Raw genomic sequence first — 22,345 nt, forward strand, 5'->3', positions numbered from 1 at the left:
AATGTATAGTTATGATGAACCCGTTTATCTCATCAGCGTTGTGGCAAAAATCCTTGAGATCCACCCTCAAACCTTAAGACAATACGAAAAAGAAGGGCTAATCCAGCCAGGACGCACAGATGGCAAAATGCGTCTATACTCCCAAAGAGATATCGACAAAATCAAAACAATCCTGCGTCTCACGCGTGATTTGGGGGTCAATCTTGCAGGAGTGGATATCATCTTGCGTCTCAAAGAGCGTCTTGATGAGCTTGATTCTCTAATGGAACAATTCCACGCTCAAGCCCCAAAAAGCCAAATCAAAACAATCAAACAAAGCTCCTATGAAATTATTTTGAAAAAATGAAAAACCTCGCCTCCCTTTTGCGTCCAAGCACCCTCCAAGACTTCGTTGGGCAACAACACATCATCAATGCCGATTCTGCACTCTATGCCTCATTGCAACAAGGCAAGCTCCCGCATTTGATTTTCTTTGGACCTCCCGGAAGTGGCAAAACCAGCCTATCCAAAATCCTAGCCCAAAGTGTGCAGAGTGATTTTCACCTCCTCAATGCTACGCATTTCAAACTTGAACAATTACGCCAAATCCTCTCCTCTAGCTCACTTTTCACCCCCACTATTCTTATCGATGAGATTCACAGACTGAGCAAAACACAGCAAGAAGCACTTTTGCCCATAATGGAGGAGAATCAAGCCTACATCATCGGTTGCTCCACGCTAAACCCATACTATGCACTCACCAACGCAATCCGCTCAAGAGCCTTTTTGTTTGAGTTTTATCCGCTCACCCCAAAAGATCTCAAAACGCTTCTGCACAGAGCCATCACGCGTTATGCGATCAACATCACCCAAGAAGCCACAGACTATCTCATCTATTCTAGCAATGGCGATGCACGCGCGATGCTCAATCTCCTAGATTTTGCCTCCAACACAGGAGAAATCACGCTCCAAACTCTCAAGAAAATCCGCCCCAATGCACTCGGTGATGGCACAAGCGAAGACAACACGCACTACAATCTCACGAGTGCTTTGATCAAATCAATCCGCGGTAGTGATGAAAACGCAAGTCTCTACTACCTTGCACGCCTCATCAATGAGGGAGAAAGTGCGGATTTTATCGCAAGACGCCTTGTCATCTTGGCGAGTGAAGACATCGGCAACGCCAATCCAAATGCCCTAAACATCGCCACAAGCACAATGCAAGCAGTCAGCAAAATCGGCTACCCAGAATCCCAAATCATCCTTGCCCAATGCGTCATCTACCTAGCCTCAAGCCCCAAAAGCAATACAGCCTACACTGCCATCAAAAAAGCGATGGATTACATCAAAACCCACCCTCCACTCCCAATCCCACAAGCCATCACACCCAACAATCCAAACTATCTCTATCCGCACGATTTTGGTGGCTGGGTCAATCAAACATACCTGCCCCAAGAGATTTGCTTCGTTGAGCAAACACACAAGGGCTTTGAGCAAACCCTCAATCAATGGCTACAAAAAATCAAAGGACTTCAATGACACAATGGAGATTTATCGCTTTGGCTTTTCTAGCTGAAACCTGCATCATCTATGCTAGTGTTTTGGTCAAAACGCTAGAAATCTCTCCTATTATGGTGGGTTTTTATCGCGTATTTTTGGCTCTACCCTTTTTCCTCTACCTTGCACGCCAAGAAATCTCAAGTATTGCCAAAAAAGATCTTTTTTTGATTCTGTTTGCTGGGGTGCTCTTTGGCTTGGATTTGGCATTTTTCAATTTTGCACTCCATCATACAAGTGTCGCCAATGTCAATCTTTTCGGCTCTCTAGTTTGCTTCGTGCTTGTCCCAATCGGCATTTTCTTTTTCCACGAAAAAGTCAATCCTCGATTTTTTATAGGAGCGTTGGTAGCAATCATAGGGATAGGCTTCCTGCTCTCTGGAGGGCAAGATTCACAAACGGCAAGTATCTTTGGGGATTTTTTGGCTGTGATGAGTATGGTTTGTTATGCTTGTTTTTTGGCAGTAATTCATGGATTACGCAAAACCTACTCTGCGAGTCTGCTGATGTTTTTTGCCTCTATCGGCTCCTCTTGCACTCTACTCATCATCGCACTGCTTGGAGGGCAAGTCCAAATCCCACGCTCTTATTCTGACATCTCAACCATTCTGCTTGTGGTGCTTTTGGGACAAGTGGTCGGTCAAGGATTTTTTAGCTACATTATGGGCAAAATCCAGACACAAGTCGCTTCTTTGATTCTCTTGCTCTCCCCAATCATTGCAGGAATCTTAGGATTTGTATGCCTTGGCGAAAAACTAGGTATGCTTGAGATCTTTGGCATCGGAGTGATTTTGCTAGGTGTTTATCTAGCCAAAGATAAGGATTAGAGAAAATGTCATACTCAATTTGATTAAAACTTTGTATTACTGCGTCCTAAGGACTTTATGGAAACTTTCCACAAAGCAAAGATTATTTCTAAGACAATAATCTTTTGTAGATATACAAAAATGCCCTGACGCAGAATTTGTAAGGACCCAAAATGCGTATAAGCCTAAAAACATATACAAAAAAATTTGTTTTGCGATTTTTGCGATCGATTTGCGATCTAAACACCTCACCTTCCTTACGCAAGTATTTTTGAAGAGAGTCTCTATCTTTGACACCATTGTTTTTGCTGTTCAGTAGATATGCAGGGATAGAATCCAAAGTCTTAATGATAGCTAGATGATCAAAGTAGTTTTTTTGTAGCTTTTCTTTGTCATCTGTGCGAGTGATAGATTGTGGATTATCGCAATAGTGATGATATTTATCATGCATACCTATGGCATTTTGAGCAAAAAGGGAGATGATGAAAAGTTTAAGAGCATCTTCGGCTGCACTAAGCTTTGGGATTTGGCATTCCTCTTGGATAAAGGCATTGGTTTTGTCCAAAAGACTTTTTTTGTAAGCTTTGTTCCAAATGCTCCATCCTGAAAACTTTATCATTTCTTCCCATAAATTTTTGCCATTAAAATGTATTTTTTGATAATTCAAATCTTCTTTGTTTGTGTCAAAGTAGGCAAAACAACAGAGATCCACCCACTCCCCTCTTTCGTTGTAATCTTGAGTTAAAAGATTATAAATCCTCTCACAAGCATCCAAATCAATATAATCATCAGAATCAAGAGGCATAATATACTCCCCCCTTGCCTCTCTCTCACCCACAATTCTTGTATGAAATAATCCTAGATTTTCTGCATTAGTAAGGATTCTAATCCTCTTGTCTTGTTTGGCAAATTCTCTTGCAATCTCCATAGAATCATCGCTTCCACAATCATCAATAATAATGATTTCTATCTCTTTGAAAGTTTGATTGATACAAGAATTCAAACATCTTGCAATATATTCTTGCACATTATAAACAGGAATAATGATAGAGAAAAAGGGATTCATAGAATGGATAGTGTGATTGTCTGAAAGAGATGTGTGTGAATTGGGACTACAAATGTGAGGGGGGGGGGGTATATGAGTCATAAGCATATTTTCCTTATCCAATCAAATAATATTGAACTTTATTACAACGATCATTTATCTTAAAGATATTTACATTTTAAAATTCCAAAACTAAAAATATACAAAAAAAATCGAATATAAATTTTCCAAGATCGACGACAATATAAAAGTAAAAATGATTTTAGATGTGCCAAAAAAGATCGTTTGATACCAAGATCTTTGACAAGCTGATAATTATGAATGAATAAATACGGGATCTTGCTTTTAGATTTTTTACCAATGGCTTTAGCAAGTTTATAGCTATGAATAAATAATTTTTTTTGAAGTTTTTCTTTATTTTCCAAATGAATTGCATAATCACTGAGATTGGCACAAGGTATTGTGTTTAGTATTGTAATGATTTGATGGAAGTCTTCATAAGTTTCTTTGTGCAAATTGCGTGTTATAGATTTTGGATTATCACAATAATGATAAAAGCTATCTCTAACGCCTATGCCTCTTTTGATAAATAGAGAAAATATAAAGAATTTAAGAGCATCTTCAGCCATATTGATTTTGGGTAGATTGGGAAGATGTTGTTTGATGAACTGATGGGTGATTTTTAGAGTTGATTGTTTATAAATTTTGCCACAAATATTCCAACCTGAAAATTTTGTTATTTCTTGATAAAAGTTACAATTGTCAAAATTGATGATTTTTTTGTCCATTTTTTTATTTTTCTTTGTAAGTGAGAGTGAAATATAACACAACACATCCACCCACTCCCCTCTTTCGCTGTAATCTTGAGTTAAAAGATTATAAATCCTCTCACAAGCATCCAAATCAATATAATCATCAGAATCAAGAGGCATAATATACTCCCCCCTTGCCTCTCTCTCACCCACAATTCTTGTATGAAATAATCCTAGATTTTCTGCATTAGTAAGGATTCTAATCCTCTTGTCTTGTTTGGCAAATTCTCTTGCAATCTCCATAGAATCATCGCTTCCACAATCATCAATAATAATGATTTCTATCTCTTTGAAAGTTTGATTGATACAAGAATTCAAACATCTTGCAATATATTCTTGCACATTATAAACAGGAATAATGATAGAGAAAAAGGGATTCATAGAATGGATAGTGTGATTGTCTGAAAGAGATGTGTGTGAATTGGGACTACAAATGTGAGGGGGGGGGGTATATGAGTCATAAGCATATTTTCCTTATCCAATCAAATAATATTGAACTTATCATAGTGCGTTTTGGTTAATTACCAAACATAGTCAATCATTAGCCAATTACTATTGTTTGACTCAAAGAATGGAGGGGGGGGGGAATCAGTTTGTGGGCGACTTCTTGTTGCGGATCGTTGAAAAAGTGTTTTGGCATAATGCAGAGTTTTTGTGCAGAGTCAATCAAATAAGCAGCCCACCAGCTAAAGGTAGAATTAGCAATAATGGCGTGTTGGCACGAACGCATTAGTTCCATTTCCTCAATCGCATTACCTTCATCATTGTTTTCTATAAAGCTAAATGTCACATTTTCAATCACAAGCGGATCCAAAGAATCCAAGAAAAATTCCTTGCACCAAGCAATGTCATTGCTAAAAACAAAGATATGGGGCTTTGAGATCTTATCTTTTAGTGCCTTGATTGCATTGTTGTAGTATGTAGAGCCGAGTTTAACATATATAGGAATCTGCAAATAATCACCACGACGAATATGCAGAAAGCAAGAATTGGGGGTTTGCAAGATTTGATGTTTCAAAGCCTCATTGGCAGGTGTGAGAGGTCTTTTGAGTGTAAAATCCCGCAACAACGATTCTCTGAGATGATCGAAAAATACAACATTTTGGAAATAGCCATTAAACATTGCATTAGGATTAAGAGTATCTAGAAAATCTTTTGTAAGTGCAATCTCACAATGATCAGAAATCAAACTAGACGAATGGGGCGAATGTATTTTCAACTTGCGTTTTATAAACCCAAGAGCCCTCTCAAAGAAACTTTTTTTGATTTGGGGTTCTTCATAACACATTGTTTCTATACACATAGCAATCCCAAAATCCACTATCTCCAAATTGCGAATATTGTGCGTTTGAGGCACATTGTAATCGGTATCATAATAAAACAGCCTCACAGGATAACCTTGAGCCTTTATTGCCTTGGCAAATGCATAAATAAACATTTGATTTCCAAGCCCACCCATCAATCTAACTGAAAACATTGCAAACCTTAAGCTAAATGATTTATCATCTTGATATTTTAATGCATTTATGTCACTTTTATCTCACAAAACATAAGTATAAACAAACCTAAATTACAACGAAGTATCTAAAGATATTGATTTGAAATTCAAGAAGCACTAATGGCGGACAGGGAGGGATTCGAACCCTCGGTAACCTTGCGGCTACGCATCCTTAGCAGGGATGTGGTTTAAGCCAACTCACCCACCGGTCCAAGCCAAAGTGCAATTCTATCCATTTTTTCTAAAAAAAAGCTGAATCACCACACGCTTTTGTCAGATGACAGATCGATTGCCTCTCAAATTTTTATTTTTTAACTCTTTACACTACAATCATCAAAATAAAGTTTGATTTGCTTTATTAATCACTTACAAAGGACTGACAATGCGTAAAATTTTTCTCACACTAGGACTTGCCTCTACGCTTTTGCTCCTCTCTGATGAGCTCAAGATTGACACAACGCATTCTAGCGTTGCTTTTAGCACCAAGCATTTATTGGTGAGTAATGTCAAGGGCGATTTCAAGCAGTTTGCCGGAAAGATTGATTTTGATTGGCAAAGCAAAATGCTCAAAAAGCTTGAAGGAGAGATCGATATCGCCTCTATTGATACCAATAATCAAAAGCGCGATGACCACCTTAGAAGTGCAGATTTTTTTGATGTTGCAAAAAATCCAAAAGCTTATTTCAAAATGACCAAACAATCCGGGAATCAGATTTTTGGCACCCTCACCCTTGCTGGAGTGAGCAAAGATGTTGTGTTTCAAATCGAGATGAGCGATACAGCGACACACCCCAAAACCAAGAAAAAAATCATAGGTTTTGAGATTACAGGGGAAATCAATCGCAAAGATTTTGGCATCGGCAAAAATGTGCTTGATAGTATGATCAAAGACAAAATCAAAATCATCATCAATCTTGAAGCCTCGCAACTTTGATCAAGCAAGAGCGACACTTGGCGAACCCTAGCCAAGTCTCTCACACTTGCCAAGTTTCTACCGCAAGCTAAGAATTTTGCAAGATTGAGATTAGATTGATAAAATAAAATTTTTTCAAAGGATACACAAATGGATATACGATCAAAATTTTTGGAGTTTTTTTCCTCCAAAGGGCATCAAGTTTATGCAAGTATGCCCTTAGTGCCTGAAGACAACTCATTGCTTTTCACCAATGCAGGAATGGTGCAGTTCAAAGATGTTTTTACAGGGGAGATTCCTGCACCACAAACCCCTCGTGCCACTAGCTCACAGCTCTGTATGCGAGCTGGTGGAAAACACAATGATCTAGAAAATGTCGGCTATACGGCACGCCACCATACGCTTTTTGAAATGCTGGGCAATTTCAGTTTTGGAGATTATTTCAAAGAACAAGCAATCGCTTATGCGTGGGAATTTGTCACCGAAGTTTTGGGATTTGACAAAAGCGTCCTTTATGTCACGGTGCATCAAAGCGATGATGAGGCTTTTGAGATTTGGAGCAAACACATCGATCCTCAAAGAATCAAAAGACTAGGTGACAAAGACAACTTCTGGCAAATGGGGGATACCGGACCTTGCGGACCTTGTAGTGAGATTTTTGTCGATCAGGGGGCAGAGCATTTTTGCGGAAGTGAAGATTATTTTGGAGGGGATGGAGATAGATTTTTGGAGATTTGGAATCTTGTTTTTATGCAATACCAAAGAGACGCACTGGGCAACCTCACTCCATTGCCCAAACCTAGTATCGATACAGGTATGGGGCTAGAGCGTGTAGTCGCACTGCTGGAAGGCAAAAGGAGTAACTTTGATAGCTCTATTTTTATGCCACTCATCCAAAAAGTTGCCTCTATCTGTGGCAAACCCTATCATTATGATAAGGGTGCGAGCTACAGAGTGATCGCAGATCACGCAAGATCGGTGGCTTTTTTACTTGCTCAGGGTGTGCATTTTGACAAAGAGGGCAGAGGCTATGTGTTGAGACGCATTCTTAGGCGTGCCGTGAGACACGGCTATTTGCTAGGTATCAAAGAGCCATTCTTGTTTGAGATCATCCAAGAAGTTTGTTTGCAAATGGGAGGGATTTATCCCTATCTACTTGAACGCCAAAACATTATGATACAAGAATGCAAAAACGAAGAGGAACGCTTCTTTGAAACCCTAGAATCAGGAATGCAGCTTTTCAACAAAGAACTCTCCCAAACCTCTGTGATTTTTAGCGGAGAAGTCGCATTTAAACTTTATGACACTTATGGCTTCCCTTTGGATCTCACCCTTGATATGTTGAGAGATAGAAATCTAGAAATTGATATGCAAACTTTTGATCAATGCATGTCCAAACAAAAAGAAATGGCAAGAGCTTCTTGGAAAGGCAGTGGTGGTGAGTTCAAAGGTGGAGATTTGGGCAATGTCACACAAATCACACAAGAGAATTCCTATCTTGAGCAACCCTGCTACACTCAAAGCAAAATCACGATGGCATTTGATGAAAACTTCAGGCAAATCACAGAAATCCTAGAGGGGCAAAAGGGGTGGATCGTTTTGGATAACAATCCTTTCTATCCTCAAGGCGGTGGGGCGATCGGGGATAGTGGGTGGTTTTTTACAAGAGATCAGCTAGCAGCAGATGTTTTGGATTCTCGCAAATATGCTGAGATCACGCTCAATCAGGTTTTGGCTCATTGTGATCTCAAAGTCGGAGACAGCCTAGAAGCAAGAGTGGATACCATGCGTCAAAAAGAGATTGCCAAACATCACTCTGGGACGCATTTACTCCACTCCGCCTTGCGTGATTTGCTAGGAGAGCAAGTGGCACAAGCGGGAAGTTTGGTAGAAAATCACCGCTTGAGATTTGATTTTACTTTTTCTAGAGCACTCACTTCTTTTGAGCTTCAAGATCTGCAAGATCGCGTAAATACTTTGATTGCCACCTGTATCCCTATGCAAACCCAAGAAACATCACTTGATGAGGCAAAAAAACAAGGGGCGATTGCTTTGTTTAGTGAAAAATATGCAGACAAAGTGCGTGTGGTTCAGTTTGGAGATGTAAGTTGTGAGTTGTGTGGAGGCATCCATATCGCAAATAGTGGAGAGATTGGAAGCTTCTACATCCTCAAAGAAAGTGGAGTGAGCAGCGGGGTGAGAAGGATCGAAGCAGTTTGCGGAGAGAGTGCCTATCTCTATGCCAAAAATCTAATCCTAGAGATGGCAACACTCAAAGAGCAACTCAAAACCCAAGATCTTTCTGCTAGTATCCAAAAACTCACAGAAGAAAACAAAAGGCTCAAAAAAATGGGGCAAAATCAAGCTTCTTTGGATTTTGAGATTCAAAAAATCGGCGATGCTTCAGTCATTATTGCAGAAACCAAAGAAAATGGTAAAGAAATCATTGATCAACTCAAAAACCAAAATGACAAAATTGCTATACTTCTATTCCAACAAACTGAAGACAAAGTTTCTTTTGTGGCTGGCGTAAAAAATCTCCCATTAAAAGCAGGAATATGGGTCAAAGAAATTGCGCAAGTAGTTGGTGGCAATGGCGGTGGAAGAGATGATTTTGCAACAGCTGGTGGCAAAGACACCCACCGACTTCAAGAAGCATTGCAAAAAGCTCAAATGTATGCTGACCAAATCTTAAAGGGAGAATGATGAGCGTAGGAATCCTAGGAGTGATGTTGTATGTATCTCTTTTTTTGGGTTTTATTGGGCTAGTTGCATTTCTTTGGGGAATCAAAAATCATCAATTCAGCGATGAAAAAAAAATGTTGCAAGGCGTTTTGTATGACGGAGAAGAAGAACTCAACCTTGCAAAACAAAAAGAAGAAAATTCAAGGAGAAAAAATGTTTGATTTAGCAATTATTGGATCTGGGACAACAGGTATTGCGGTGGCTGTTGAGGCAAAGGCATTGGGAATTGGCAATATTATTTTGCTAGAAAAGGGTGACAACCATTCAATGACTATTCGCAAATTCTACAAAGACGGGAAAAGGGTGGATAAAGATTACAAAGGGCAAGAGGTGGATCTGCAAGGCTCTATCAAGTTTGTTGATGGCAACAAAGAAAGCACATTGGAGCTTTTTGATTCACTCATTGCTTCAAATGGGCTAGATCTCAAAACAAATTGTGATGTCGAAAAAATCCAAGAAGTTGCAGAGGGGTTTGAAATCCATACAAGCGGTGGAGAAGTGTTCAAAAGCAAGTTTGCAGTGATTAGTATCGGAAAAATGGGGCAGCCCAACAAACCAAGCTATGCGATCCCATTGACTATACGCTCGATTGTCAATTTCAATGCCAACAGCGTCAAAGCAGGAGAAAAACTACTCATCATCGGTGGCGGAAACTCAGCTGTAGAATACGCTTATGATTTGTGCAATACCAACCCCACAACGCTCAACTATCGTCGCACAGAATTTGCCAGAATCAATGACACCAACGCAGAAGAACTCAACAAGGTGATTAAAAATGGCAAATTGCAAACAAAATTGGGAGTAGATATTGTTACTCTAAGTGATGAGGGTGGAAAAGTAGGAGTGCAGTTTGCAGATGGGAGTCAAGAGGTTTTTGATCGCCTCATCTATGCAATCGGCGGAGCAACTCCTCTAGATTTTTTGCAAAAATGCAAACTCAAACTTGATGAGAGTAATACGCCAATCAGCAACGCTCAATGCGAAACTAGTATCCCCAATCTTTTCATCGCAGGAGATATTGCTTTGCAAAGTGGAGGATCAATCGCAATCGGCTTGAATCAAGCCTATATCATTGCACAAGAAATTGCAAAAAGAATCTAGTTTTAAGTTTTTTTTAGGGTTGTCTCAAATATAATCCTAGGTTTATTTTATTCAATTAAAGGGTTTCAAATGGCAAGGAAATGTTTTTTTACAGGCAAGGGTCCAATGGTGGGCAACAATGTAAGTCACGCAAACAACAAAAACAAAAAACGCTCTCTCCCTAATCTAAGAAGCGTGCGTGTAAGACTTGAAGATGGCACTACGATGAAAATCAAAGTCGCTGCCTCTACTTTAAGAACAATGAAAAAGAGATCTTAATCAAGTGATAGAGGCGTAAGCCTTTGCTAAAAAAAATCAAGAAAATTCTTCATTGGAGGGATCAAAAACAACAAGTTGAAGTTGATTTGAGCAGTGCGCTTTATGAGCAACTCAAATACTTCCGCCTTCCTTTAGTTCTCATTCAAATCTTTCTTCTAATCGGGACTTTGGGGTATTTGTGGCTAGAAGATTATAATTTGATGGATGCTTTTTTCCAAGCTGCATATACTTTTACAAATACCGGCTTTGGCTCACTCAAAGAAGAAGAATTCACTCCGTTATCTATTATTTTTACAACAATTATTATGTTTTCTGGAGCGGGTGTGATTGCTTTTAGCGTTGCAACGGTTGTCAGTATCATCAATGATGGGAGATTGATTAGGTTAATACGGGAGAAAAAAATGGTGCAGAAAATCGTCAGATTGAGAAATCACTATGTCGTGTGTTATCACAACGAATACACAATCGAGTTGGCAAGACAATTTCGAGAAGCACAGATTCCTTTTGTGGTGGTCGATAATCAGCCAAACTTTGAAGAGGAAGCAAAAAAGCATAAATATCCTTATTACATCGTCGGCGATCCTCATACGGATACAGCGATCCTCAAAACACATCTTGCAAGTGCCAAAGGGATTGTGAGCTTTTCAAAAATCCCAGCAGACAATATCGCCCTTATCGTATCAGTGCGTTTGTTTGAAAAAGAGCTTGGACGCAAGGCATACTATGTGATTGCGAGTGCTGATTCTCAAGAAGACATCGATCGCCTCAAAAAATTGGGAGCAAACTCTGTCGTATCGGCAACCAAACTGATGGCTCAACGCGTAAGTGCAATGGCGATCAGACCAGATATGGAAAATCTACTAGAGCAATTTGCTTACAAAAAAGACACACAACTCGATCTAGAAGAAGTGGTGGTGCCCAAATATAGTTGGCTTGTCCTCAAAAAACTCAAAGATGCACATTTCAGGGCAGTCACACAAGTTTCTATTGTCGGGATTACACAAAAAGATGGCAAATACATCACAATGCCTACAGGCGAAACAATCGTCCCAAGTGAATCCAAACTCCTAATGATTGGCACAAGTGAGGGAATACGCGAAACAAAACGCCTGATTTTGCGTCGTGAAAAACCCGATGAAATCAAAAAACAGGATAAATAATGGATACGCTAACTTATGATATTTTTCCCATTGAGGGAGGTGTTTGTGCTCCTTGTGGATTTTATGCTGATGGCGTGAGTGCGGGGTTCAAACCTGATGAAAAACTAGATGTTGCCTTCATCTATATGGACACCCCTTGTGAGCCTTACGCAGTTTTCACCACCAACCGCTTTCAAGCCGCACCTATCAGGCATTATCTGCAAGAAGTATCAGGCAAAGAAAGCAATTTCGTGCTAATCAATACAAAAAATGCCAATGCAATGACAGGAAAGGCAGGTATAGAGGACATCCACCTAGTCCTTGAAGCACTCAAACAACAATTCCCTCAAATACAAAACCCCATCTCATCAAGCACCGGAGTGATTGGAGTGAGACTTGACACTCAAAAGCTCATCAATAGTTTTGAGAAATTTACACTCTCAAACCATTCTACACAATCAGCTACCAGAGCGTCAGAGGCGATTCGCACCACAGATTCGTTTGCCAAACAAATTGCCCTAAGAGTTGAACTAGAAAATGGAGAATCATTTCATATTGGTGCGATGGCAAAGGGTGCAGGAATGATTGAGCCCTCAATGGCAACGATGCTTTGCTTCATCACCACCGATGCACAAATCCCCCAAACAGATCTCAAAGAACTTACAGACAAAAACCTCCATACGACTTTCAATGCTATCAGCGTGGATGGCGACACAAGCACCAATGATTCTTTGTTTGTATTTGCCAATGGCAAAAGTGGGGCATACCACAAACAAGCCTTTGACAATGCCTTGGCAATCATTATGAAAAAACTTGCAACAGATATTGTCAAAGACGGAGAGGGAGCACAAAAACTTGTAGCTTTTAGAATCAAAGGTGCCAAAAACCAACAAGACGCCATTTGTGCAAGTAAAGCTCTAGCCAACTCCCTCCTTGTCAAAACTGCACTTTTTGGAAGCGATCCTAATTGGGGGAGAATCGCTTCGACAATCGGTGCATCAGGGGTTCAAGCGTATGAGGAGAGGCTGAAAATTTTGATTGAAGATATTTGCGTGTTTGATTGTGGAACAATATTATTTGATCCCGCAACCGAAGAAAAGGCTTCAAAAATAATGCAAAAAGATTCTTTTCACATCACTTGTGATTTGGGAGTGGGAGATGCGAGCTTCACAGCTTATGCTTGTGATTTAGGGCATCAATATGTCAAAATCAATTCAGATTATAGGAGTTAAAATGAAAAAACTTATCTTAGCTTCTTGTATGGTCTTGGGAAGTCTCAATGCTTTGGGTTTTGGAAATATGGGAAATACTTCTGCAGGACTTGGTAATACCGGTGTGGCTTTGACTAAATCAGCTTGGGGGGTTTATTATAACCCTGCACTTTTGGCAGCGGACAATCGTGGTAAATTTGGCTATAGCTTTGGAGTCAATGTGGATCAGCAAGGGATCGGAGCACTTGCTTCAAGTGTTCTCCAAAATCAAGCAGACTTGAGCCCTGAAAGTTTATGGAACAGCTTCAATCAGCACAAAAAGCACTCAATCTCCCTTAGCTCTCAAAATGGCTTAGTGATACAAATCACGGGTGGAGGCTATGAGGTGCCAAAGCTTGATGAAAATGGCAAAGAAACAGGGGAAATGATTGAGAAACGCAATCCTTATGGGGCTTTTACTTTGGCAATGTTTGCCTCCACTTTTTTGTATGGAGACATACAAGCTACTTACAACAACAATAATGCAAACCCAACACTTAGCGTAGCGACAAACCCTGCGGGTGTAGCCCTTGTAGAGATTCCTGTGGCTTGGGGATGGAGGTTTGAAACAAGTGCAGGTGATATTAGCATAGGAACAACTATCAAATACATGGGGCTCAATGGAGTGAATGCAAATATTTCTGGAACAATCTCGCAAGATCAGCAAAATTTAAGCAAAACAATCAATCTACCCACGCTAGATCAAACATCTCATTGGTTTGGGATTGATTTGGGCTTGTTGTATTCTATCTATGGTCTCAATGTGGGCGTTGTGGCAAAAAATATCAATGCCCCTCAGTTTGATTTGTGGAATCAAAAAGTGAGGGTTATGCCTCAATTTAGACTAGGGCTTTCTTATGAGTTTGCAGATTATTTTGCACTTACCTTTGATACGGATTTGGCACCCAATCATATACTTTTTGACAACTCCCCCAAAACACAAATGATTGGAACAGGGTTTTTGATGGATTTTAGTTATATCGATTTGCGTTTTGGCGTGATGGGCGATATGGCAAACTCTTTTGCACAAGGTGCGATTCTTACTGGGGGGATCAATCTACTAGGATTTTTGGATATAGCCGCCCAAGTCTCAACAGAAATGTTTGATATCAAAGGTTACAAAGTGCCAAATTTTGTAACACTTAAGGTGGGCGGGAGCTTCACCTTTTGATTTATTAAAGTTTTTAGGGCATCATCATTACCAACTTACATAAAGGAGGTTTTGATGTTACACGAGTATAGAGAGGAAATCAAGCAGCTCAAACAGAGCAATGCACACTTTGCCAAGATTTTTGATGAGCACAATGAGCTAGATCAAAAACTAGAAAACATAGAAAAAGGGATTCTTTTTGCTACAGATACAGAAGTCAATCTGCTCAAAAAAGAGAAGCTAAAGCTCAAAGATGAAATTTATATGATGCTACAACGCTCAAAAGCCGATAGTTAATCGGCTTCCCCCTACCCCCACAATTATTCTTGGCGATTGCCAAAGATTCCAATCAACTGCAAAAGCGAAACAAAGAGATTTAAAAAATCCAAATACAAAGCAATAGCTGCATCTATCGGACTATCATACGCACCACGAATGATATTCTGCGTATCATAAGCGATAAAACCACTAAAAATCAATGCCCCTGCTCCAGCAATCACTGCCTGTAATGGCGAAGAACCCAAGAATATATTGATAATTGATCCAATAAAAATCACAATAAATGCGATAAAAAGCCATTTGCCCCAGCTTGAAAGATCAGCTTTGGTTTTGATGGCATAAGCACTCATAATCCCAAAAATGATTGTTGTCATTCCAAAAGCCTGTGCTACTGCCAAAACGCCACTTTTGGCAATGACAAAACCTAGCAATGGCACAAGAGTGATTCCGCTCAATGTCGTAAAAAGAAACAACATCGCTAGATTGAGACCGGGCTTACTCTTTGAAAACATCAAACCAAACAACGCACCAATCTCTGCGATGAAAAACACCCAGCGATAAGTCACTACCGCCTCAAAAAATGCAAAGCCTAGCAATGCACCAATCGTGCCAAGCAACAAGCTACCTGCAAAAAACTTATAAGTCGTTTTGACAAACTCGACCAAAGCCCCTTCTCTTGCATAAGCAAACGATTGAGAATAATCTCGATCATACAAACTCATTTTTACTCCTTTTTTAATAGAAAATAAAATGACTATCATACAACACTTTGCAGGTTTCTTTGTAAATATAAAACTAGCATTTCAAACCCCATTCCTGCTAAAATTGCTTCAAAAAATGGAGCAAAAATGACCCTGTATCTTCATATCCCATTTTGCACCAGCAAATGCGGGTATTGTGCTTTCAACTCAAGTGCGCAATATGATTCTCTAGTGCAACAACAATACACTCTCGCACTCATCGCCGACATCACCGCACAGCTTCAAAATCATTCTTACCAGCTCTCTAGCATTTATATTGGTGGAGGCACTCCAAACACACTTGCCTCCCGCCATTATGCAAAAATTTTTGAATGCATCAACCTGTATGCCTCGCTAGAAGCAGATTGTGAAATCACGATAGAAGCCAACCCCAACCTCATCTCCCTAGAATGGATGTCAGATCTCAAAAGCTTTGGTATCAATCGCGTAAGTCTTGGGGTGCAAAGCTTCAATGATGCCAAATTGCAATTTTTGCAACGCGACCATCAGTCTTATGATATTCAATCTAGCATCACAGCTATCCGCAAAGCCCAAATCCAAAACATCAGTTTGGATTTAATCTATGGCACACCCTTTGATGATGAACAATTTTTGTTGCAAGAACTCACACAACTGCAATCTTTTGATTTGTATCATCTCTCAGCATACACTCTTAGCATTGACAAAGGTTCAGCATTTTACAAAAACCCCCCATCACTCCCAAACAACGATCACTCCCTCTATCTCAGACACATTCTCCACGATTTTAACTTCACGCAATATGAAGTTTCAAACTTCTTTTGCAAAGCAAAATCCAAACACAATCTTGCGTATTGGCAAGGTTTGGATTATTTGGGCTGTGGTGCTGGAGGAGTGGGCTGTATCGATGGCACAAGAATGCAAGGCTCAAACAATATCCACACTTATATCAAAAACCCAACGCACAAACAAAAAGAGTTTCTCACCCCTCAAGATCAGCGGCTAGAGAGGCTATTTTTGGGGCTTAGGTGTGAAGTGGGAGTGGATCTTGCAGATCTAGATTCACAAAAAATCAGCTATCTTTTGGAAGAAAACAAATGCCACATCAACCACAATAGGCTAGTTGCCAATGATTACTTTCTCGCAGATGAGATCGCACTTTTTCTAAGCTAATACATCTTGCCCCATTTGAGCTTGGCTCCCGCAAGCAGATGAAAATGCAAATGTGGCACTTCCTGACCGCCATTTGTCCCGACATTGGTAATCAAGCGATAGCCCTCTTGCTCAATCCCCAAATGCTTCACAACTTCTTGGATAAAAAGTGTCATCCCTTGCATATCAATACAATGTGCTTGTTGAAAGTCTTTGATCGATTGCTTTGGAATGATTAGGATATGTATCGGGGCTTGTGGATTGATGTCTTCAAAAGCCAAAAAATTCTCATTTTCCAAAACCTTTTTGCTTGGAATCTCGCCATCAATAATTTTTTCAAAAATATTTTTTTGCATTCTACTTCCCTCTCCAAAATCATAATGTCTTTAAAATATTTTACTACAATATCAAAAATCGCAGTCATAGCAAGGAATATCGATGCAAAACCTTATCACACAAATCAATCAAGCTCAAAATCTCCAAGAACTTGAACATCTCAAAGTCCAGATCAATGGCAAAAAGGGTGTTTTGACACTTGCCTTTGCACAACTCAAAGATTTGCAAGGAGAGGCAAAAAAACAAAAAGCCCAAGAACTCAACACAGCCAAACAAGAGTTTGAGCGTGTGTTTGAACTCAAAAAGCAAGAATTACTTCACCAAGAAATGCTACAAAAGCTAGAACAAGAAAAGATTGACATCACTCTTTTTAGCTCCAATCATCAAGGCAGGGTTCATTATGTCAATTTGATGATTGAAAAGATTGTAGATTACTTTGCTCTATTGAACTTTGAAATCAAAAACAAAACGCTGATAGAAGATGATTTCCATAATTTTGAAGCACTCAATATCCCATCATTTCACCCAGCACGCGATATGCAAGATACTTTTTATTTTGCAGATTCAAAGCTCCTAAGGACACACACCTCCCCTGTCCAAATCCACACAATGCAAACCCAAAGCTTCCCGCTAAGGATCATTGCTCCGGGGGCGGTATTCCGTAGGGATTATGATTTGACACACACGCCGATGTTTCATCAAATCGAGGGATTGGTCGTGGATCAAAAAGGAAAAGTGACTTTTGCAAACCTCAAGTTTATCTTGGAAAATTTCATTCGCCATATTTTTGGGGCAGTGGAAATCCGTTTTCGCTCTAGCTTCTTTCCTTTTACAGAGCCTAGTGCTGAAGTTGATATGAGCTGTGTTTTTTGCGGAGGTGATGGTTGTCGCATCTGCTCCCAAACAGGATGGCTAGAGGTTTTGGGTTGTGGAATGGTCAATCAAAATGTCTTTGATTCTGTGGGGTATGAAAATGTCAGTGGATATGCCTTTGGGCTTGGGGTTGAACGCTTTGCTATGCTTTATTATGCAGTCAATGATTTGCGTAGTTTTTTTGAAATGGATTTGAGAGGATTGAAATAAATGAAAGTTACAAAACACCTACTAGAAGAATTTATACGAATCGGCGATATTGCACCCCAAACCTTGTGTGACACTTTGAGCCAAATTGGACTAGAAGTAGAATCATTTCAGGCAATCAAGATTCCTGATGGAGTCGTTGTGGGCAAAGTGATCGACAAAGCCCAACACCCAAATGCAGACAAACTCAGTGTTTGTCAAGTTGATATTGGAAGCCAAACCCTGCAAATCGTCTGTGGGGCATCAAATGTCGCAACAGAACAATACATCGCCCTTGCCACACAAGGCACAAAACTCAATACCCCAAAAGGTGAGCTTTGTATCGCTCCGACTACTCTAAGAGAGGTGCGTAGCGAGGGTATGATTTGCTCTAGTGTCGAGCTTGGATTGCCCCAAACCAACGAAGGAATTATGGTGCTAGATTCTAGTATCGGGGAACTCAAATTGGGTCGAGCCCTCAATACTTATCCTATTTTTAATAATTTTATCATCCAAATTGGCATCACCCCCAATCGTGGAGATTGTCTTAGCGTCATAGGAGTGGCAAGGGATCTAAGTGTCGCTCTTGGCGTTCCTTTTAGCCTCAAAAGCTATCAAGATGAAAACACGGCTTTGGGTATTGGTAGAGTGCTGCAGATGGCAAATGAAGGCAAAAACAATGCCTCCCTGCTCTACAAAGTTGCAAACATCATTTCAATCCACACTCCACTCAATATCCAGCTTTCTTTGCTAATGTGCGACATTGCCCTGCAAAGTGGATTGCAAAATTTCCTCTCGTTTGCCTCACATCTAAGCGGAGTGATTCTCAAGCCTTATCGCTTTGGCGATTTTTCAAAAAGCAATCTCATCAACAATGCAGAAGCACAAATCATCATCAAACAAGACGAAGAAGGATTTGATTGCACCTACAATCAAAACAAGCTTGCACGCATTGGTGTGTTTTACCCCAAAAACGACATTGGCAACGAAAGCGTGATTTTGGAGGCAAGTTATGTCAATCCTGAAGTACTTTCGCAACTTTTGCACACACACAAAGAGATCCAAAAAGATTCTGAACTCACATACAAAACAACGCGTGGAAGCAACCCCAACCTCCTCTTAGGAATGCAAATCCTGTGTGATTTGCTGATCAAATACGCACATGTCGAGATTTATTCAAGCAGTCATCATCTCTCCACCAAAGAAGAAAACATCGGTATCAAAACAACTTTTTCTTATATTTTGGAATTACTAGGTGAGCAAATCTGCAAAGAGGATATAGCACTCATTCTCAAACGGCTTGGTTTCAAAATTGAAGCAAGCTTTGATGAAAGCTTTTTTATGGCAACCCCTCCAGAATATCGCCACGACATCAAAATGCCTCAAGACATTGCCGAAGAGATTTTGCGTATCTACAGAATCAACAAAGTCACTTCGATTCCACTGACTTTTCAAGAATATCCACAGGCGTGCAATGAGCAATATCAATTCTACAAATACAAAAGAGAGTTGATCAAAAAAGCCTGTGCGATTGGTTTCACAGAAAGCATCCATTATGTGTTTTATGACAAAGACAAGCTCAAAGCACTCAATCTCCTAACTTTGCCAGACACACTAGATCTCATCAACCCTATCAACAACGAGCTCAACACATTGCGAAGCTCATTGATTCCAGCTATGCTTGACACGATTGAACGCAATCTGTGCTATGGGATAGAGAGCATTGCGTTGTGTGAGATTGGGATTTGCTATGACTCTGCAAGAAATGAAATAGAAAGACTTGCATTTGCTGTCAATGCACTCCAGCAAGAGGAACGCTTCCCTTATCCCAAAGGAATCAAATGGGATTTTTATCGATTCTGCGACCAGCTCTCCAAAATTATCGGAAATTTCACATTGCAAGAATACCCATTCTCCTCAAGCCTACTCACACACCCATACCAAAAAGCCCTGATTGTCCAAGATCACAAGCAGATTGGTTATGTTGCAAAAATCAACCCAATGAGTGGCTATTCTTTTGAGGGGTTTATTTGCGAAATCAACCTAAATGACATCACTATCAATCAGCAAAAAGCCTCTGCTTTTTCAAAACACCAAACAAGCTTGAGAGATCTCACGCTACTTATTGACACACATACCACTTTTGATCAAATCAAAACCGCAATTTTGCGTGAGCAGATTCCATTCCTCATCGAGATTTACCCCATAGATTTGTATTCCCACGAGTCTCTAGGCTCTCAAATCGCACTAAGCCTACGCCTAAAATTCCAAGCTCAAGACAAAACACTACAGGAAGAAGAAGTCAAACATAGTATCCAGCAAATCCTCACACTGCTTGATCAAACATTCAATGCAACGCTACGATGATCAAAATATGTCCCAAACATTCCATCCAAGAAACTTTGGTTTTTGATGAGATAGGCAGAGACAAATCCCTCTCTCATCGGGCAATCATTTTTGCCCTTCTTGCTGATACGCCCACTTATATCCACCATTGCCTTGACGCACAAGACACACTCGCAACCCTCCACATTGCTCATCAGCTAGGAGCAGAGATGCAGCGGCAAGGTCACACACTCATCATCACGCCCCCCACATCCAAATGCCTCGCTTCTGATGTGAATCTGCAATGCCACAATTCAGGCACCACGATGCGTTTGTATATGGGACTGCTCTCTGGTTTTGATGGAAATAGATTCTATTTTGATGGAGACTCCTCGTTGCAAAAACGCCCAATGCAACGCATTAGAGATTTTCTTGAGCCGATGGGTGCAGTTTTTGCTGATGGCTCCACTCCACTCTACCCACCCTTTTGTCTCCAAGGCTCCAAGCTCTCCGCACTCCATCACATTTCCCCCATCTCTTCAGCACAAAGCAAAAGTGCCTTCATCCTCGCAGCCCTGCAGGCTCAAGGCACAAGCTTCTATTCTGAACCCTACAAAAGTCGCGACCATAGCGAAAGATTGCTACTTGCAATGGGGGCACAAATCAAAATCACCCAAAACACAGGCTACCAGCTCACAATCCACCCACTACGCCACAAACTCAGAAGCCTTGATTTTGAAATCCCCAACGACCCCTCTAGCGTCTTTTTCTTCATCGTTGCGTGTCTTATCTCTCCCAAATCCCATTGTATCTTCACAAATGTCTTGCTCAATCCAACCCGAATCTACGCCCTAAGCATTCTCAAACAAATGGGTGCAAATATCACTTGGCACACCACCTCTTCCCAAATCGAAGAAATCGGCACCATAGAGGTGCGTTCTAGCACTCTATCTGCCACCACCCTTAACTCACAAATCGCTTGGTGTATCGATGAGATTCCAGCCCTTTGCATCGCCTTTGCCTGTGCCAACGGAGAGAGTATCATCAGAAATGCAGGCGAGCTTAGAATCAAAGAAAGCGATCGCCTTGCCTCTATCGCCCACAACCTCCAAGCACTAGGAATCCAAGTGGAGGAATATGACGATGGGCTCAAAATCACAGGAGGAGAATTCCAGCAAAATGCGAAACTGCAAAGCTTTGGGGATCATCGTATCGCTATGGCGTTTTCACTTGTGGGGATCAAAACGCAAGTTTGGATAGAAAATACAGAATGTGTTAATATCTCTCTCCCAAATTTTTATCAAATTTTAGAACATTTCGTGGAGTTACAATGAAAATAAAAATTGCTACAAATTGCGGTTTTTGCTTTGGAGTGAAACGCGCAATCGAAATCGCCGAAAAACAACCACACAGCATTACTTTTGGAGCACTCATCCATAACCAAAAAGAAATCAATCGATTGCAACAAGATTTTGGTGTCAAACTCGCCGAATCTCTTGATGAAATCAAATCGACAGACACAGTGATTGTCCGCACACACGGCATTCAAAAAGACGATCTCCTCAAGCTCCAGCAACAGGGGGTGCAAATCAGCGATGCGACTTGCCCCTATGTCAAAAAACCTCAAAAAATTGCAGAAAAAATGAGTGAGGAGGGGTATCAAGTGGTGATTTTTGGAGATGCACAACATCCCGAAGTCAAAGGGGTCGTGAGCTATGCCTCCACACCAGTTTGGGTCATCAAAAGCCTTGAAGAACTCAAAAGCTACAAAATCCCCAAAAAAATCGCCCTCATTTCCCAAACCACAAAACAAAGAGAGCATTTTTTTCAAATTGCCAATTATCTGATTGATTATGGCTATGAAGTGAGGGTTTTCAACACGATTTGCAGTGCGACTTTTGAGAATCAAGACTCCGCAAGAGAACTTGCACAAGAGGCTGATATAATGATCGTCGTTGGAGGATTGGCTTCCTCAAATACCAAGCAACTCTTTGAAATCGCAAAAATGTATTGCCAAGATAGTTACCTAATCGAAGATGAAAACGATCTCAATCCTCTATGGTTTGCCAATAAAACCTTTTGTGGCATCACGGCAGGGGCTTCTACACCTGATTGGATTATCCAAAATGTCAAAAATAAGATTTCTACTCTAAAATCTTTAGGATAATGCTATAATCAGTCGTTTTAAACCTAAGGGATACCCCAATCAAAGAACTAAGGAC

The 22,345-nt window shown here is 40.4% G+C and carries 22 protein-coding genes and 1 tRNA gene; 17 read left to right on the top strand and 6 right to left on the bottom strand.

Translation table 11 applies throughout. The features are described from left to right. The first annotated feature begins 1 nt into the window (after nucleotide 1). The 3 genes from BBW65_RS02685 to BBW65_RS02695 are packed head-to-tail and all read left to right on the top strand — an operon-like array spanning nucleotide 2 to nucleotide 2,363. Nucleotides 2–346, top strand: a complete 345-nt coding sequence (locus BBW65_RS02685) for a heat shock protein transcriptional repressor HspR (RefSeq protein WP_066339334.1) — start codon at nucleotides 2–4, stop codon at nucleotides 344–346. After that, a complete protein-coding gene (locus BBW65_RS02690; protein WP_066339336.1) occupies nucleotides 343–1,518 on the top strand; it encodes a replication-associated recombination protein A in 1,176 nt (391 codons plus the stop codon). The genes BBW65_RS02685 and BBW65_RS02690 overlap by 4 nt, the downstream gene beginning before the upstream one ends. Further along, on the top strand, nucleotides 1,515–2,363 hold the full coding sequence (locus BBW65_RS02695) for a DMT family transporter (RefSeq protein WP_199919467.1): 849 nt from the start codon (nucleotides 1,515–1,517) through the stop codon (nucleotides 2,361–2,363). The genes BBW65_RS02690 and BBW65_RS02695 overlap by 4 nt, the downstream gene beginning before the upstream one ends. Before the next feature lie 88 nt (nucleotides 2,364–2,451). On the opposite strand, the gene BBW65_RS02700 is transcribed toward BBW65_RS02695, so the two are convergent. The 4 genes from BBW65_RS02700 to BBW65_RS02715 all read right to left on the bottom strand — a co-directional run bounded on the left by BBW65_RS02700 (nucleotide 2,452) and on the right by BBW65_RS02715 (nucleotide 5,909). Continuing rightward, nucleotides 2,452–3,489: a glycosyltransferase family 2 protein gene (locus BBW65_RS02700; RefSeq protein WP_199919468.1), complete on the bottom strand. Its 1,038-nt coding sequence runs from the start codon at nucleotides 3,487–3,489 to the stop codon at nucleotides 2,452–2,454. A gap of 59 nt (nucleotides 3,490–3,548) precedes the next feature. After that, nucleotides 3,549–4,580, bottom strand: coding sequence for a glycosyltransferase family 2 protein (locus BBW65_RS02705; protein ID WP_066339347.1), 1,032 nt, complete (start codon nucleotides 4,578–4,580; stop codon nucleotides 3,549–3,551). A 160-nt stretch (nucleotides 4,581–4,740) separates the two neighbouring features. After that, nucleotides 4,741–5,676: an alpha-1,2-fucosyltransferase gene (locus tag BBW65_RS02710; RefSeq protein ID WP_066339349.1), complete on the bottom strand. Its 936-nt coding sequence runs from the start codon at nucleotides 5,674–5,676 to the stop codon at nucleotides 4,741–4,743. 142 nt (nucleotides 5,677–5,818) lie between these two features. Further along, a tRNA-Ser gene (locus BBW65_RS02715) sits at nucleotides 5,819–5,909 on the bottom strand. 170 nt (nucleotides 5,910–6,079) lie between these two features. Between BBW65_RS02715 and BBW65_RS02720 the strand changes: the two genes are divergently transcribed. From BBW65_RS02720 to BBW65_RS02760, 9 genes are all read left to right on the top strand, one after another. After that, nucleotides 6,080–6,631 carry a YceI family protein gene (locus BBW65_RS02720; protein ID WP_066339356.1) on the top strand — a complete coding sequence of 184 codons (552 nt, stop codon included), beginning with the start codon at nucleotides 6,080–6,082 and terminating at the stop codon, nucleotides 6,629–6,631. Between the two features lie 129 nt (nucleotides 6,632–6,760). Then, the gene (gene alaS / locus BBW65_RS02725; protein ID WP_066339359.1) at nucleotides 6,761–9,316 is read left to right on the top strand and encodes an alanine--tRNA ligase; all 2,556 of its coding nucleotides are present in this window, start codon (nucleotides 6,761–6,763) and stop codon (nucleotides 9,314–9,316) included. Further along, complete coding sequence (ccoS, locus tag BBW65_RS02730; RefSeq protein ID WP_066339362.1) at nucleotides 9,316–9,516, top strand: cbb3-type cytochrome oxidase assembly protein CcoS; 201 nt, start codon at nucleotides 9,316–9,318, stop codon at nucleotides 9,514–9,516. The genes alaS and ccoS overlap by 1 nt, the downstream gene beginning before the upstream one ends. Continuing rightward, the gene (locus BBW65_RS02735; protein WP_066339371.1) at nucleotides 9,509–10,456 is read left to right on the top strand and encodes an NAD(P)-binding domain-containing protein; all 948 of its coding nucleotides are present in this window, start codon (nucleotides 9,509–9,511) and stop codon (nucleotides 10,454–10,456) included. The genes ccoS and BBW65_RS02735 overlap by 8 nt, the downstream gene beginning before the upstream one ends. Before the next feature lie 69 nt (nucleotides 10,457–10,525). Continuing rightward, nucleotides 10,526–10,714 (top strand): 50S ribosomal protein L28, encoded by a 189-nt coding sequence (rpmB, locus tag BBW65_RS02740; protein ID WP_066339374.1) that lies wholly within the window; start codon nucleotides 10,526–10,528, stop codon nucleotides 10,712–10,714. Nucleotides 10,715–10,737: 23 nt separating this feature from the next. After that, nucleotides 10,738–11,874, top strand: coding sequence for a potassium channel family protein (locus tag BBW65_RS02745; RefSeq protein ID WP_066339376.1), 1,137 nt, complete (start codon nucleotides 10,738–10,740; stop codon nucleotides 11,872–11,874). Further along, entirely contained in the window at nucleotides 11,874–13,085 is a 1,212-nt protein-coding gene (gene argJ / locus BBW65_RS02750; protein WP_066339378.1) for a bifunctional glutamate N-acetyltransferase/amino-acid acetyltransferase ArgJ, read from the top strand. The genes BBW65_RS02745 and argJ overlap by 1 nt, the downstream gene beginning before the upstream one ends. A gap of 1 nt (nucleotide 13,086) precedes the next feature. After that, entirely contained in the window at nucleotides 13,087–14,274 is a 1,188-nt protein-coding gene (gene traF / locus BBW65_RS02755; RefSeq protein ID WP_066339379.1) for a conjugal transfer protein TraF, read from the top strand. A 54-nt stretch (nucleotides 14,275–14,328) separates the two neighbouring features. After that, nucleotides 14,329–14,550 (top strand): YdcH family protein, encoded by a 222-nt coding sequence (locus tag BBW65_RS02760; protein WP_066339382.1) that lies wholly within the window; start codon nucleotides 14,329–14,331, stop codon nucleotides 14,548–14,550. A 23-nt stretch (nucleotides 14,551–14,573) separates the two neighbouring features. Here the strand turns inward: BBW65_RS02760 and BBW65_RS02765 are convergent, their stop codons facing one another. Next, nucleotides 14,574–15,254, bottom strand: coding sequence for a Bax inhibitor-1/YccA family protein (locus tag BBW65_RS02765; protein WP_066339385.1), 681 nt, complete (start codon nucleotides 15,252–15,254; stop codon nucleotides 14,574–14,576). Nucleotides 15,255–15,380: 126 nt separating this feature from the next. On the opposite strand from BBW65_RS02765, the gene hemW reads away from it, so the two are divergent. Beyond that, nucleotides 15,381–16,424 carry a radical SAM family heme chaperone HemW gene (gene hemW, locus BBW65_RS02770; RefSeq protein WP_066339388.1) on the top strand — a complete coding sequence of 348 codons (1,044 nt, stop codon included), beginning with the start codon at nucleotides 15,381–15,383 and terminating at the stop codon, nucleotides 16,422–16,424. On the opposite strand, the gene BBW65_RS02775 is transcribed toward hemW, so the two are convergent. Beyond that, entirely contained in the window at nucleotides 16,421–16,759 is a 339-nt protein-coding gene (locus tag BBW65_RS02775) for a histidine triad nucleotide-binding protein (protein WP_066339390.1), read from the bottom strand. The genes hemW and BBW65_RS02775 overlap by 4 nt on opposite strands. An 82-nt stretch (nucleotides 16,760–16,841) precedes the next feature. On the opposite strand from BBW65_RS02775, the gene pheS reads away from it, so the two are divergent. From pheS to BBW65_RS02795, 4 genes are read left to right on the top strand one after another with little or no spacing between them, the layout of a single operon-like run. Beyond that, on the top strand, nucleotides 16,842–17,822 hold the full coding sequence (gene pheS / locus BBW65_RS02780; protein ID WP_066339394.1) for a phenylalanine--tRNA ligase subunit alpha: 981 nt from the start codon (nucleotides 16,842–16,844) through the stop codon (nucleotides 17,820–17,822). Beyond that, a complete protein-coding gene (gene pheT / locus BBW65_RS02785) occupies nucleotides 17,823–20,165 on the top strand; it encodes a phenylalanine--tRNA ligase subunit beta (RefSeq protein WP_066339397.1) in 2,343 nt (780 codons plus the stop codon). Further along, the gene (gene aroA, locus BBW65_RS02790) at nucleotides 20,162–21,457 is read left to right on the top strand and encodes a 3-phosphoshikimate 1-carboxyvinyltransferase (RefSeq protein ID WP_066339400.1); all 1,296 of its coding nucleotides are present in this window, start codon (nucleotides 20,162–20,164) and stop codon (nucleotides 21,455–21,457) included. Before pheT ends, aroA begins: the two co-directional genes overlap by 4 nt. Further along, a complete protein-coding gene (locus BBW65_RS02795; protein WP_066339402.1) occupies nucleotides 21,454–22,290 on the top strand; it encodes a 4-hydroxy-3-methylbut-2-enyl diphosphate reductase in 837 nt (278 codons plus the stop codon). Before aroA ends, BBW65_RS02795 begins: the two co-directional genes overlap by 4 nt. Nucleotides 22,291–22,345: the final 55 nt, after the last annotated feature.

Origin of the sequence: Helicobacter enhydrae, assembly GCF_001693335.1 — a bacterium.
Classification (GTDB): Bacteria; Campylobacterota; Campylobacteria; order Campylobacterales; family Helicobacteraceae; genus Helicobacter_G; species Helicobacter_G enhydrae.